Source organism: Marinomonas sp. FW-1, from assembly GCF_005222245.1.
Taxonomy (GTDB): Bacteria; Pseudomonadota; Gammaproteobacteria; order Pseudomonadales; family Marinomonadaceae; genus Marinomonas; species Marinomonas alcarazii.
In genome coordinates this window covers 1,971,112-1,985,036 of record NZ_CP025987.1, presented here as the reverse complement: position 1 = coordinate 1,985,036, position 13,925 = coordinate 1,971,112, and the positions used below count along the sequence as shown (strand labels likewise).

The window sequence follows — 13,925 nt, the reverse complement described above, 5'->3', positions numbered from 1 at the left end:
TTTATCATCAATGCTTAGTGAAATTAGGCTTCTTGTTTCGCTAAGTATTCGTCGTAAGTGCCGTGGAAATCGACAATGCCATCACTGGTTACTTCGACGATACGAGTCGCCAAGGACGATACGAATTCGCGGTCATGGCTGACAAAGATCAAAGTGCCAGGGTAGTTTTCAAGCGCCAAGTTCAAAGACTCGATCGATTCCATATCCATGTGGTTAGTTGGCTCATCCATAACGAGTACGTTAGGCTTTTGCAGCATCAACTTACCGAATAGCATACGACCCTGTTCACCACCAGAAAGCACTTTTACGGATTTCTTAATGTCGTTTTGAGAGAAAAGCAGGCGTCCCAAAGTGCCACGAATAACTTGCTCGTCGTCGCCTTCTTGCCCCCACTGTCCCATCCATTCGATTAGGTCAACGTCTTTTTCGAATTCATGGGCATGATCTTGGGCGTAGTAGCCAATATTGGCGTTTTCTGACCATTTCACTTCGCCCTTGGTAAGCTCTGTATCGCCAACCAAACATTTTAGCAAAGTCGTTTTACCGATACCGTTTGGCCCGATAACCGCAATGCGCTCACCGACTTCGACCATCATGTTTAAGCCACTGAATAGTTCTTCATCATAAGATTTGGCTACGTTTTCGATTTGCACGGCCATACGATGTAGCTTTTTCTCTTGCTCGAAGCGAATAAATGGATTCTGTCGGCTGGAAGGTTTTACTTCTTCTAGCTGAATTTTATCAATTTGTTTAGCACGTGATGTTGCTTGCTTCGATTTTGAAGCGTTGGCAGAGAAGCGGCTAACGAAGGATTTTAGCTCGTTAATCTGCGCTTTTTTCTTCGCATTGTCTGATAATAGACGCTCACGAGCTTGAGTCGCCGCTGTCATGTACTCATCGTAGTTACCAGAGAACAAGCGCAATTCGCCGTAGTCTAAATCTGCCATGTTAGTACAAACAGAGTTTAAGAAGTGACGGTCATGGGAAATGATGATCATAGTGCAATTACGCTCGACCAAAACACCTTCCAACCAGCGAATAGTGTTGATGTCCAAGTTGTTGGTTGGCTCGTCAAGCAATAGAATTTCTGGATCAGAGAACAAGGCCTGAGCAAGCAATACACGAAGTTTTAAGCCAGGAGCGACTTCGCTCATTAAGCCATAATGTTGTTCTATAGGAATACCAACGCCTAGTAGCAATTCTCCAGCACGAGCATCAGCGGTGTAACCGTCCATTTCAGCGAACTCAGCTTCCAAGTCGCCAGCACGTAAACCATCAGCTTCAGTCATTTCTGGGTTTGCGTAAATGGCATCTTTTTCAGATTTAATTGCCCAAAGCTCAGTGTGACCCATAATGACAGTATCAATAACGGAATACTCTTCGTAGGCAAACTGATCTTGCTTCAATTTACCAAGACGCTCATTCGGATCTTTAGAAACATTACCAGAGCTTGGTTCTAGATCACCGCCTAGAATTTTCATGAACGTAGATTTACCACATCCATTCGCTCCGATTAGACCGTAGCGCTTGCCTTCTCCAAACTTCACAGAGACATTTTCAAAAAGAGGTTTTGCACCAAATTGCATGGTGATGTTAGCCGTCGTTAACAAAGTATTCTTCCGTTTATCATGAGGTAAGTTTTTTTGCTTTTATCTGTTTTTCGTCATAAGAGCAAAGATTATGCGGCGCATTATCGCACAGAACTAGGCGAGTCTTTAAGGAAGAAAGTGCTTATTGTGAAAAAAAGCTCGAACTAACTGTTACACATAGAGTCAATAACCCACAAACGGAATACAAAATGATACTGATCTTTTGACTGGATAGGACTAAAACTAATATATATCCATTGGCTATTTAGAAATCATGATAACCGCCGATGATATAGTTATAACCACTGACGGAGAGAGATATGGAAACCGTCTTAGCAGTAGCGACACAGTACGATATATCGCCAGCGCACCTAAAAGAAGGCTCTATTTTTGGCGCTTTGTCAGACCCTTCAATTCAGTTTTTACTAGACGAAGGCGTTTTGCATAAAGTAGCAAAAGGTGATGAGGTTTTTTCCTATGGTAGCAAAGGCGGAAGCTTTTATGCTGTCTTGCATGGAAAGTTAGATTTCTACAAGCAACATAATGATAAAAAATTGCGAACCAGAACTGTTTGTTTTGGTGAAGCGATTGGCTTTGTGTCTATGATTGCCCTGCATGAGCGTGTCGGCAGTCTATGCGCATTAGAAGATTCTCTTTTGTTAGAGGTCTCAAGCCAGTTGTTTAGTGATTTTCATGATCAACATCCGTTTGATTTCGGTATTCTGTTGATGAACTTATCGCGAGATATGGCAAGAACAATACGAGAATTGAGTAATGCCTTGGTTGAATATGATGAGCTTGAGAAATGAAATGAATCGACTAATGAATTGCACTATTAGTCGATTCATAAATAACGGGTCATTACTTAATAGCGGCGACCACGGATATTTCAACTAGCAGTTCAGGTCTTGCCAGTCTTGCCTCTACACACGCTCGAGCTGGTGCGTGGCCTTTAGGAATCCATGTGTCCCAAACCGCATTCATTGCTGTAAAGTCTTTCATATCTCGAAGGTAAATTGTTGCTGATAAAATATAAGATCTGTCTGAGCCAGCTTGCTCTAATAGAACATCAACTTTTTCTAGCATGGTTTTCGTTTGCTCAGTGATATCCGTATTTGCATCCGCACCCACCTGGCCGCATAAATAAACTGTCTCGTTGTGTTTAACGATACGGCTCATGCGTTGACCAACTTCCATGCGCTCAATTGTTGCCATAATTACCTCTATTTCATTAAGAAAGAATATACTTTTTTATATTTATAATTTTTAAGTGTTTCACTATAAAGGCAGAAGCCTCTAAAATTCCAGCCCTTTTTGCGCTTTTATTCCACGTTTAAAGGCGTGCTTTACTTCTTTTATCTCACTTACTGTGTCAGCAAGTTCGATCAATGCTTCAGAGGCGCCACGTCCAGTCACAACAAGATGTTGGTTTTCAGGGCGATTCATCAAGGCTTTCAACACTTCGTCTTCATTCAGGTATTCGTAGTGAAGCAGATAAGTCAGTTCATCCAATACAACCAAATCGATGTCAGGATCATTGAGCATGCTCAATGCATTGGACCAAGCTTCCTCTGAAGACGCTATGTCTGCGTCTCTATTTTGCGTTTCCCAAGTAAAGCCTGACGGCATGATTTCCCATCGAACATTTTCTTGTTGTTTAAAAAAATCGATTTCGCCAGTGTTCCACTCGCCTTTTAAAAATTGCACGACACCGACTTTCATTCCATGGCCTAGAGCACGAGCGACCATTCCCAATGCTGAACTGGACTTGCCTTTTCCATTCCCTGTCAAAAGCACAAAAGTGCCTTTGTCTTCTTGAGCTTTAGCAATACGCTTATCGACATGCTTTTTGATATTTTGCATGCGCTGTTGGTGTTTTTCTGGGTCCTTAATTGCTTTTGACATAATGCCTCTTGCTACTAAATAGAACGAAAGCCTTATTCATACTTACGTACAAATAAGGCCTCATAATTGCAAACATAAATTAAATACGGTCGTCTTCAGGGTCATAGCCAAGGTTAGGGGCTAGCCACCTTTCGGCATCATCTTTACTCATCCCTTTACGATCTGCGTAATCATCAACCTGATCTGGCCCAATCTTACCAATACCGAAGTAAGTTGCATCTGGGTGGGCAAAATACCACCCACTCACTGCTGCGGTAGGCATCATTGCAAAGCTTTCTGTGATCTCCATCTCGATGTTTTCTTTCACATCTAACAGAGTCCAAAGCTTGGCTTTTTCTGTGTGATCCGGACAAGCAGGATAACCAGGTGCCGGACGAATACCTTGGTATTTTTCTTTGATCAATTGTTCATTGGTTAACGATTCTGCTTCAGCATAGCCCCAAAATTCCTTACGAACTTTTTCATGCAAGTACTCTGCTGTCGCTTCGGCCAAACGGTCTGCAACCGCCTTGATCATAATAGAATTGTAATCATCATGATCCGCTTCGTATTTTTCTACCAATGGATCGATACCAAAACCTGCCGCACAAGCAAAAGCCCCTATATAATCAGCGACACCACTTTCTTTTGGCGCTATAAAATCGGCCAAGCTATGGTTGTATTTACCAGGAGCCGTCAATTCATTTTGAATGCGTAAGAAAGACAAACGTTCGATAACGTCATTACGCGATTCATCCGCATAGATTTCAATGTCATCATGGTTTGTCTGGTTCGCTGGAAACAAACCAACAACCGCACGTGCTTGCAAACATTTACTCGCAATCACTTCGTCTAACATTTTAAGCGCATCTTTATATACTCGGGTGGCTTCTTCGCCAACTACTTCGTCAGTCAGAATGCGAGGATAAGCGCCCGCCAATTCCCAAGTTTGGAAAAATGGTGTCCAGTCTATGTAGTCTTTAACTAGATTAAGATCGATATCGTTTTCGTTTAAAACAGTAACGCCCAGCTTGTTGGGTTTTACAATATTTCCACCATCAAACGCTATTGGGGCCTTATTTTGACGCGCTTTATCCAAAGAAACTCGACGGCCGGCTTTCGCGCGATCTTTATAGCGAATTCGTGTCTTCTCGTAGTCCGCTTTAATGTCGTCGACAAAGGCTTGATAGCGCTCTTTGTCTTTGCTTAATAAAGCGCTGGCAACACCTACGCTGCGAGATGCATTGGTAACATGCACCACCTGATTGCGTTTGTAGTTCTGCTCAATTTTAACGGCCGTGTGGGCTTTCGATGTGGTTGCGCCGCCGATCATTACCGGCAAATCGAATCCTTGGCGCTCCATTTCTTTGGCCACATGCACCATTTCATCAAGAGATGGTGTAATTAAGCCAGACAGGCCAATCATGTCTGCGCCCTCTTCTTTGGCGGTCCGCAGGATTTTTTCTGCTGGCACCATAACCCCAAGGTCGATGACTTCGAAGTTATTACACTGCAGAACAACACCAACAATATTCTTGCCGATATCATGTACATCGCCCTTCACTGTTGCCATAACGATCTTGCCATTACTAGAAGAAGCTGTGTCCATATTGAGACGTTTTTCTTCTTCGATGAAAGGCATCAAATAAGCAACGGCTTTTTTCATTACTCGAGCAGACTTTACCACCTGAGGCAGGAACATTTTGCCGGAGCCAAATAAGTCACCGACAATGCCCATTCCGTCCATCAAAGGCCCTTCAATTACCTCTAATGGGCGAGCATAAGCTTGGCGAGCCTCTTCTGTGTCATCATCGATGAACTCTGTAATGCCTTTTACTAGAGCGTGACTAAGGCGCTCAGAAACAGGCAAACCACGCCACTCTTGAGTTTCTTTTTCCGCTACTTCGCCGTTACCCGCAAACTCGCCAGCGATTGCTAACAAGTTATCCGTTGCTTCTGGTGTGCGATTAAGTACAGCGTCTTCGACGGCATCGCGTAGTTTCAGCGGGATGTCTTCATACAAGGCAAGTTGCCCCGCATTCACAATCCCCATCGTCATGCCTTGCTTGATCGCGTGGTACAAGAACACAGCATGAATCGCTTCACGTACGGGGTTATTACCACGAAAGGAGAAAGAGACGTTAGACACGCCACCAGACACTTTGGCATAAGGCAGTTCACGAGTGATATCACCCGTAGCTTCGATAAAATCCAAGGCGTATCTGTTGTGTTCCTCAATGCCTGTGGCGATGGCAAAGATATTTGGATCGAAAATAATGTCTTCTGGTGGGAAACCAACTTCATCAACCAAGATATGATATGAACGTCGGCATATTTCTATTTTTCGAGCACGAGTATCCGCTTGACCCACTTCGTCAAATGCCATGACGATAACGGCGGCTCCGTATTTCATTAATTTGCGCGCTTGCTCACGGAAGTTATCTTCGCCCTCTTTCATACTGATAGAGTTGACGACGCCTTTACCTTGAATCCATTTCAGGCCGGCTTCTAGAATCTCCCATTTTGAAGAATCCAGCATGATGGGCACACGTGAGATATCTGGTTCAGAGGCAATCAGCTTAAGGAATCGCTCCATCGCTGCTTGCGAGTCCAACATGCCTTCGTCCATGTTGATGTCGATGATTTGCGCACCGTTCTCAACTTGTTGGCGAGCAACATCCAGCGCAGTATCAAAGTCACCTTCTTTAATAAGGCGTTTGAACATCGCTGAACCGGTGACATTAGTACGTTCACCCACGTTAACAAATAAGCTACCTCCGTCGATGTTAAATGGTTCAAGACCCGATAGACGACAAGCCTTTTCGATAACTGGAATAACGCGCGGAGTCGCGTCTGCAAATGCTTTGGCAAAGGTTTCAATGTGTGCCGGCGCAGTACCGCAACAACCGCCAATAATGTTCAAGAATCCAGAATCAACCCAACCCTGAATTTCTTCAAGCATTTCTTCAGGCGATTCATCGTATTCGCCGAAGGCGTTGGGTAAGCCTGCATTTGGGTGAGCAGATACGTGAGTGTCTGCAATACGTGAAAGCTCTTCTACGTATTGGCGTAGTTCTTTCGGCCCTAGTGCACAGTTTAAGCCGACAGAAATAGGTTTAGCGTGCGAAATAGAATTCCAGAATGCTTCGGTTGTTTGTCCAGATAAAGTACGGCCAGAGGCATCGGTAATGGTGCCCGAAATCATGATTGGGTAGCGTACACCCGTTTTCTCAAAGTAATCTAATACAGCGTAAATGGCCGCTTTTGCGTTTAAAGTATCGAAGATCGTTTCGATTAAAATGAGATCGACACCACCCTTAATTAAACCATCTACTGCTGTGGTATAGGCTTCAACAAGTTCATCAAAGTGAATATTACGGAAGCCTGGGTCGTTAACATCAGGGGAAATCGTACAAGTACGACTTGTCGGGCCAACCGCGCCAGCAACAAAACGAGGTTTGCTTGGGTTTTGCTTGGTAAATTCGTCAGCGGCTTCACGTGCTAAGCGTGCAGATTCAAAGTTAAGCTCATAGCTGAGATCTTCCATGTGATAATCCAACATGGAAATGTAGTTGGCATTGAAAGTATTTGTTTCAATAATGTCTGCGCCAGCAGCAAGGTAGCTGGAATAAATGTCTTTGATGATCTTTGGTTGAGTCAATGAAAGAAGATCATTGTTGCCTTTTAGGTCACTTTCCCAATCTTCAAAGCGCTCGCCACGATAGTCTTGTTCTTCTAATTTGTATCCCTGAATCATGGTGCCCATGGCGCCATCTAGAATCAATATGTTTTCAGCTAGTCGTTTCTCAATAATAGAATACGAATCGGACTTTACCACTCTCACCACCTCAAAAAAGAATATGCAAGAGTACTATACCGAAAAGTTGGGCTTGTCGCGTTGAAAAAAAGTAATGCAGTGTTGAATGATTCGAGAAAAGGCAATCACGAAGCGGCTCAAAGGAGCCAGCTTCGTGAAGATAACAGTAAATTAATGGCCTAAGAGTTAAATTCTTGGGCGTTTTTTGATTTGTTAATTCGGCCGATAAGGAAACCTCCTATCAGGCCAAGCAAAATTGCCATGCCCCAATAGCCGTATTTATCGAACAAGTTCGTATTGACTAATGATAAGGTTTCACTACCACGATAAATTTGTCTTTGAAATACCTGATCTTGGAAATTCATTTGTTGGTTAACAAATAGGTTTAATTGCGCGTCAGGTTTCTCATTTAACCCAGCAACACGCCAGCGCCATTGCAAACGACCATTTTGCACCATAGCATTTGCAACTCGATCGCTAATCATTTGAATATCACTGTCTACTACCAGCTCAGCTTGATAAGTTTGACCTGATATAAATGGCTGTACATCAGCAGAAACCAGAATTTCAAAGTTGTTGTGCAGCGCCATTTCGTCTGGTAGCTGCCAGCTGACATTCTGTAGTCTTGAACCTAGCTGAGATTGCAAGGATTCGATCGTTGCGTTGACCGATATGCCATTATTCTCATTACTCTGAAGTGCTTGCTGAGTGCTAGTAAGGCGATCTGATACAGCGCTTAGTTCAGACTCAGTCGTGCTAAGAGCCGTTTCTGCGGCTTCTAGCTTGGCAGTTAACGTAGCATTATTTTGCTGTGCAAGTGACAATTTCGCATTTAAGTCTTTCCAGCGCTGCTCATAGGCTGCGCCCTCATCTAATGCTGCTTCCAACTTAACAATGTCACTTTTATATTCTTCTATTAGTGCTTTTTGATCTGTTACTTGCTTTTGCAGATTAATCAATTCAACACGTAATTGGGCATTATCACGGTCATAAAAAGCACCGTTATCTGTTTGTATCACAGGCTGGGTTGTTGAATTAGGAATCACAGAGTTATCGTTTAGATTAGAAAGTCTCTCTGATAATGCTTGATGTCGAGCTCGGGCGTCAGATAACTCACCAGCAAGAATTAGGTTTTCTTGTTTAAGGTCTGAAAGCTGTTTTTGAAGGGCTTTGTTATCTGTTTGAAGATTTGCATACTTTGCTTGTAACTCTGTATTTTCACCTAATAGCTCAAGATAGCTTTGTTTAAAACCATCTTGTGATGCTGGCATTGCTTCAAGACTGGCGACTTGTTTTTTTAATGATCCATTTTCATTTTCAAGCTGACTAATACGACGGCGTAATAATTCATTATCCAGTTTTAACGCTGAATATTGTGATTCGAGTTCTGCTCGGGATTGTTTTTGTTTTTCTAAAGTCGCTAGGGTTTCAGCTGTTAGTGCTGTTTTTTGAAGCGAGGCGATTAAGCTATCTTTCTCATCAAGGGATTGATTAAGCAACGAAAGCTGCGCTTTGTTGTTGTCTAGTTGAGTCTGAAGGTTTTGAATAAGTTCAGCGTTGGAGTCATTGCTTGCTGATTTGACTGCTGTAGCGGTTGTGGGTTCAACCACGTCATTGTCGATAGATGATGACGTTTGCTGGCTGGACGTTGTACTACAGGCTGACAATAATAATCCTAAAGCAATAGGAATAAACTGTGTTTTATTGCTTTTCATGTTTCGCTCCTTAATAAACTCAAGGTCGACAATAAGTTATCCTCTCTTATGCCAGATTTAAGTATAGAATGCAAAGAACCAGTAAAGATAGAACTCAAATTATTATAAGCCATACACAAAAAAGCCCCCAATGAAAAACATTGGGGGCTTTGAATATCGACGAAAGAATAATCTAAAACTTGCTAGGCAAGACTTTTTGAAATCACTTCATAAACATCTTTAGATAAGTCTTCTGCCAATATACGCTCAAGCTCTGCTTTCATTTTTATACTTAACTCAGGTTGCATTTTTTTCCAACGAGTTAATGGTGTACAAAGGCGAGAAGCAATTTGTGGGTTACGCTTATTTAACAAAATTATCTGATCTGCCAAGAAATGATAGCCGCTGCCATCCATCTTATGGAAACCGCTAATACTTTGTCCAAAACCACCGAGAACAGAGCGAACCTTATTTGGGTTCTTTAGGTCAAAGGCAGGATGTTCCATTAAGCCTTTTACCGTTTCCAAAGCGGTTTCTTGTTCTTGGCTTGCACTTAACATAAGCCATTTATTGACCACCAATGGTTCCGCTTTCCACTGTTCGTAGAAGGCTTCCAATAGTTCAACGGCTTGTTTTTGCTGGGTATTAACCACAATAGAAAGTGCAGCAAACTGATCTGTCATATTGTTGGCTGTTTTGAACTGTGCAACAAGCTCTTGTTGAGCGAGCTCACTGCCCGATTCCACCCAGTAAGATAAGGCGATGTTTTTCAATGAACGATGAGCGATGTCTTCAGCGGCGGGTTGGTATTCACCTTGAATTTTATGTTGACGATAGACTCGCTCAAAGTCAGTCTCCAGCGCATTAGCCAATTGCCCTTTTAAGTACTCGCGGGCCTGTTTAATGGCCGCTGGGTATATTGGATTTGCTAGTTCAGACAAATAAGCTTGACTCGGCAAGGCAAGAATTAAAGCAACCATTGCTGGGTCGAGCGTTTCATCATTTAGCAATGCTTTAAAGCCATGCACTAATTGCGAGTCAATAGATAAGATTTGCCCTTCTATTGCCTGATTAATAAGAGTGGTTAACTCATTAACAGCGAGTTGCTGAGCAGCGCTCCAACGATTAAACCCATCCGAATCGGAAGACAGCAATAACAATAGGTCTTTCGAAGAATAGTCATAACGTAATTTAACGGGTGCCGAAAAGCCTCGTAACAAAGACGGTACAGGCTTAGAAGTCAAACCGCTAAACTCAAATTCTTGCTCACTGGCATTGAGGTGCAATACATGATCTTCTGCTGTCACACCGTTTACTTCAGCAGATATAACCGTGCCTTGTTGGTCAAGCAAGCCAACACGCACTGGAATATGCAGAGGTAATTTTGTTGGTTGACCTGGGGTGGCAGGTGTATCTTGTTTCATGGTTAAACGATATGTACCTGTTGCTTCGTCAAAACGATCTGTCACTGTGACAATCGGTGTTCCCGCTTGAGAGTACCAGCGCTTAAATTGCGTAAGATCAACGCCAGAGGCATCTTGCATCGCTGCAACAAAATCATCACAAGTTACCGCTTGACCATCGTGACGATCAAAATACAAATCGGAACCGGCTCGGAATTTTTCAGCACCTAACAAGGTGTGAATCATACGTACAATTTCAGCGCCCTTTTCGTAAACAGTCAGGGTGTAAAAGTTTGAAATTTCGATAAAAGATGCTGGGCGTACCGGATGCGCCATAGGACCAGCATCTTCAGCAAACTGCGCTGTTTTTAGAAAAGAAACGTCTTCAACACGTTTTACTGTGTCTGAATGCATATCGGCAGAGAAGGTTTGATCACGAAAGACCGTAAAACCTTCCTTTAGACTTAATTGGAACCAGTCACGGCAAGTGACGCGATTACCTGACCAGTTATGAAAATATTCGTGAGCGACAATAGCTTCAACACGCAAATACGTATCATCTGTGGTGGTTTCTGGGCTAGCTAGCAAACATGATGAATTGAAAATATTCAATCCTTTGTTTTCCATTGCGCCCATATTGAAGTCATCCACGGCAACGATCATGAAAATGTCCAGATCGTATTCGCGACCGTAAGTTTCTTCGTCCCAACGCATGGAACGTTTTAGCGCTTCCATCGCATAATCGACTTTGTCGATATTATGGGACTCAGTGAAAATTTGCAGTTTTATATCGCGCTTGCTTTGTGTCGTAAAGACATCATTTTTAACTGCAAGATCACCCGCTACCAAGGCAAAAAGATACGCAGGCTTTGGAAATGGATCGTGCCACACAACGACCGTTTTGCCCTCATCCGTTTTACCGCGCTCTACTTCGTTGCCGTTAGACAACATAACTGGGTAGCGTGCTTCGTCAGCAATAATGGTTGTGGTAAACACGGACATTACATCAGGACGATCTAGGTAATAAGTAATATGGCGAAAACCTTCGGCTTCACACTGGGTACAGAACATAGAAGACGAACGATATAAGCCTTCTAGGCGTGTGTTATTTTGTGGCTCAATTAGAGTTTCACAAGTCAGAATAAATTCATCAGCGGTGGCAGTAATGATCAGTTTATCTTCACTGATACGGTATTCTTCTGGCGGCAATGCGTAGTCATCCATAGCAACACCGATTAATTTAACATCTTCACCGCCATCAAGAACCAAAGGCGCTGTTGATTTGCCAAACGCTGGATTCCGGCGCATATGTAGGCGAGAAGTCACGATGGTAGTGGCTTCGTCTAGATCAAAGGTGAGCTCTGTTTTATCAATAAGAAAAGGAGGAACTTTATAGTCTTTTAAATAAATTACTGAAGGCTGACTCTCTTTCATTTGTTCTAATCTCCTAAAATGTCAATGTCGCTTGATAACCAGTGTATTTACGGATATTTATGACGCCTGTATCTAGCATCCAATATTGCCCTTTTATTCCCATTAAAGTCCCTTCAATGAGTGGCGTTTTTTCCGCATTAAGGCTGGTGATCTTGGTTGGATATTCTAAAACTGGATAGTGAAACTCATGGGTTTCATTTTCATCAGAAAGATCGGTTATAGATTGCAAGCCGAATTCACTCTGTAGTGAGTCTAAGCCTTCGTAAAGGCGATCAATTAATCGCTCTTGCTCTTGCTCAAGATCAAGTTCGGTAGACGACCCTTTGAGCATATTTCGCCAGTTGGTTTTATCTGCCACTTCGGTTTTAAACAAGGTTTCGACTAACCCCGACATTCTGCGGTTTTGTACTCGAAACAAGGCTCTTGCCTGTGTCGCACCTTGATCGATCCAGCGGGTAGGAAGTTGATCGCCACGGGTGATGCCAACTTTCAGTGCCGATGAATTCGCCAAATAAACATAATGACTTTGCATGCAATATTGCTCAGCCCATTCAGGTTCTCGACACGTTCCCAAATGGAAATGACATTTTTCTGGACTCATGATGCAGGTATCGCAAGCAGCCAACTTTCGGAAACAGTTGTAGCAAAAACCTTGGCTGAATGATTTTTTAGTCACTTTACTGCAATGAACACAATGAATGATGCCATCAATATGCAAAGAGACTTTCTTACCCAAGAGGTCGTTGATTAAAACGCGTTCATTACCCAAATCAAGATGATAATAAACCTGACCATCGCGGACTTCAGTGGACATTTTTTTGAGGTTGCCTTGCAGCATTAAGCTTGCCCCTCAGGGCCATCACCTACCCATTTGATCGTGTCTTGTTCTTTTGCTGGATCTTTTTTGCCGACATTTTTATGCCCTGTGGTATCAATGTATCCCACGCGGTCTTTTTCTTCTTTATTGCTGTAGTCATAAGTAATGACAGCTTGAAGACATAACTCTGTTTGCTCTGGGGTCAATCTCACGCCATTGGGCCATTTACCAAGCTCTACAGCTTGCTTCAATTTGACATAAACTTCAGGCGACATATTGTCGATCATTTCTTTAAAATTCATTTTTGTATCTCCCTGCGCTACAGCAGGCTAAGTCTATAATTAAAAGGTAAAATTAAAATTGATTTGACGGATGTTGGCGGTGTTTTGTCGCCAACCAATAGATCACAGCCAGCACCAAGCCCGATAGCAAACCAATGGTATGGGCTGTGTTTGCAATGCTGCCAAGTCCTATCATTTCAGGCAAAGGCGTATAGCCTACTGCGAGCCAAACTGTAAAAAACAACATTAAGTGCTTGCTGATAATATTAGGCCAGCGCTTGTTTAATAGTGGTACGAGCCAAGCAAAACCAATCAAGCCGTAAACAACACCAGACAAGCCCCCAAATAATGGATAGCCGCTTAGTTGATATTGCAGAACATTGCTTAAAACCGCAATGATGGCAACCCCAACACTCCAAACGATGGAACCTAAAATACGCTCTAATTTCCCGCCGATTTCCCATACCCACAGGGTATTAAAGACAATATGAAGCACACTAAAATGCAGTAATGCAGGAGTAAAGAAACGCCAATATTCTCCTTTAGCAACGACTTCAGCTAAGTCATAAAAATAAATATGACCATTTCTAATATCAAACGGACTTATGGAAAAGTAACCAACTGTCTTGAGGTTTGCACCTAGCTGAGTAAGGACGGCCACTAGAAGAGTGAGTAACAAAAGAATGGTTGTGACAGGCGACTTTTTAAGCTGAGAAACAATGCCACCCGGAGATGTCGCTTTGACGTCTTTAGGTTGGGTTTGTTCTAACAAAGAGGGATTATCTTTCCATATGGTTAGAAGTTGCTCAACCGTTGGAAGTTGGTTTGGATCTAGTATCCATAGCTCATCATGTCCTTGTTGAGAAACAATCTGATGTGCCACCTTATGTCGCCATAATGCTTCACTTAACCCTTTAGGGTCTTCTGTTTGTTGAAACTGATAAACAAAATACATGGAACCCCTAAAGGATATGTTTATAAAATGATAAGAACACTAACCTGTTAT

At 42.7% G+C, this 13,925-nt stretch carries 10 protein-coding genes; 1 reads left to right on the top strand and 9 read right to left on the bottom strand.

Going from position 1 to position 13,925, the window contains the following annotated elements:
* Positions 1–23: 23 nt before the first annotated feature.
* Entirely contained in the window at positions 24–1,610 is a 1,587-nt protein-coding gene (locus C1X04_RS09235; RefSeq protein ID WP_110572492.1) for an ABC-F family ATPase, read from the bottom strand.
* Between the two features lie 299 nt (positions 1,611–1,909).
* Here C1X04_RS09235 and C1X04_RS09230 point away from each other — a divergent pair, with 299 nt between their 5' ends.
* Positions 1,910–2,398 (top strand): Crp/Fnr family transcriptional regulator, encoded by a 489-nt coding sequence (locus tag C1X04_RS09230; RefSeq protein ID WP_137169742.1) that lies wholly within the window; start codon positions 1,910–1,912, stop codon positions 2,396–2,398.
* Positions 2,399–2,450: 52 nt separating this feature from the next.
* Here C1X04_RS09230 and C1X04_RS09225 read toward each other — a convergent pair whose 3' ends face one another.
* The 8 genes from C1X04_RS09225 to C1X04_RS09190 form a co-directional block, all read right to left on the bottom strand.
* Entirely contained in the window at positions 2,451–2,804 is a 354-nt protein-coding gene (locus C1X04_RS09225; protein WP_110572488.1) for a RidA family protein, read from the bottom strand.
* Between the two features lie 81 nt (positions 2,805–2,885).
* Positions 2,886–3,494, bottom strand: coding sequence for a cob(I)yrinic acid a,c-diamide adenosyltransferase (gene cobO / locus C1X04_RS09220; protein WP_137169741.1), 609 nt, complete (start codon positions 3,492–3,494; stop codon positions 2,886–2,888).
* A gap of 79 nt (positions 3,495–3,573) precedes the next feature.
* Positions 3,574–7,311 carry a methionine synthase gene (gene metH / locus C1X04_RS09215; RefSeq protein ID WP_137169740.1) on the bottom strand — a complete coding sequence of 1,246 codons (3,738 nt, stop codon included), beginning with the start codon at positions 7,309–7,311 and terminating at the stop codon, positions 3,574–3,576.
* A gap of 158 nt (positions 7,312–7,469) precedes the next feature.
* Positions 7,470–9,005 (bottom strand): hypothetical protein, encoded by a 1,536-nt coding sequence (locus C1X04_RS09210; protein ID WP_137169739.1) that lies wholly within the window; start codon positions 9,003–9,005, stop codon positions 7,470–7,472.
* 182 nt (positions 9,006–9,187) lie between these two features.
* The gene (gene pepN, locus C1X04_RS09205) at positions 9,188–11,821 is read right to left on the bottom strand and encodes an aminopeptidase N (protein ID WP_137169738.1); all 2,634 of its coding nucleotides are present in this window, start codon (positions 11,819–11,821) and stop codon (positions 9,188–9,190) included.
* A 13-nt stretch (positions 11,822–11,834) separates the two neighbouring features.
* The gene (locus tag C1X04_RS09200) at positions 11,835–12,659 is read right to left on the bottom strand and encodes a DUF2797 domain-containing protein (RefSeq protein ID WP_110572477.1); all 825 of its coding nucleotides are present in this window, start codon (positions 12,657–12,659) and stop codon (positions 11,835–11,837) included.
* A complete protein-coding gene (locus C1X04_RS09195; protein ID WP_110572475.1) occupies positions 12,659–12,940 on the bottom strand; it encodes a YeaC family protein in 282 nt (93 codons plus the stop codon). The genes C1X04_RS09200 and C1X04_RS09195 overlap by 1 nt, the downstream gene beginning before the upstream one ends.
* 52 nt (positions 12,941–12,992) lie before the next feature.
* Positions 12,993–13,874 carry a rhomboid family intramembrane serine protease gene (locus tag C1X04_RS09190; protein ID WP_137169737.1) on the bottom strand — a complete coding sequence of 294 codons (882 nt, stop codon included), beginning with the start codon at positions 13,872–13,874 and terminating at the stop codon, positions 12,993–12,995.
* Positions 13,875–13,925 lie beyond the last annotated feature (51 nt).